Origin of the sequence: Alistipes sp. DJF_B185, from assembly GCF_964250025.1 — a bacterium.
GTDB classification, from domain to species: domain Bacteria; phylum Bacteroidota; class Bacteroidia; order Bacteroidales; family Rikenellaceae; genus Alistipes; species Alistipes finegoldii.
This window is the reverse complement of sequence record NZ_CAXUDY010000086.1, coordinates 1-746: the sequence shown is the minus strand read 5'-3', so window position 1 is coordinate 746 and position 746 is coordinate 1. Positions and strand designations below refer to the sequence as shown.

General features: G+C 43.7%; 1 protein-coding gene. It reads right to left on the bottom strand.

Going from position 1 to position 746, the window contains the following annotated elements; translation table 11 throughout:
- Positions 1 to 115: 115 nt before the first annotated feature.
- A partial coding sequence (locus ACESTR_RS16305) for a group II intron reverse transcriptase/maturase (protein WP_279003007.1) occupies positions 116 to 746 on the bottom strand: 631 nt, incomplete at its 5' end.

Genomic DNA, 746 nt, shown 5'->3' with positions numbered 1-746 from the left:
GTGAGCCGTAGGCTAAGAACCCGGTGCCTTGCCGTATTTCTACGGTAGGTTTCCAAGAACTCGCCTCCGAACCGTGCTTGCACCTCTCGGCGCACACGGCTCTCCACTAACATATTCAGTCTATTATCCCGTGATGTATCTTGTTGTGACAGGGAATACATACAGCTAACGTCTTTCTCTGACGTCCAATCATTTGGATTTTCCATGGCTCTTTGCCTTTTAAGTCTTTGAGTCTTTTGACGTGGTGTATTTCAATGTTTTCCGTTGCGCCACACAATTCACACTTACCCGCTTTTAACCTTTGTATAAGGCTTGATACAGTGGTATTGAAAATCGTGTTGGCTACATAATCACAACTCGCGTCCATCGCGGTTGTTTTACGCTTAAAGCTCCCGTTGAAGAATACCCGCATCTTCTTTCCTCCTTTCTTGTCCTCATAGAAAACCGCAAAATCTTTGTGATGTCGATACTTTGCGATAATCTTTCGGGCTGTCGTACTGTACTTTCGTGCAAAAGTCTTATACAGACTGTATTGCATGATGTACTTGAAAGAATTCAGGTGTGAACTGTTATTTGCGATAGAAAAATAGTTTGCAAAACCTCGGATTTCTCTGTTATAGGCATCCAGTATTTCGAGGTCGTCCAGATGTAGCAACTTTGTCCGGCTTGTGGGTTTCCATTTCGCTTTACCCTCGAATTGATGAATTTCCATCGCCTCGTAGTAGAGAAGTTTATCCCGCATTGTG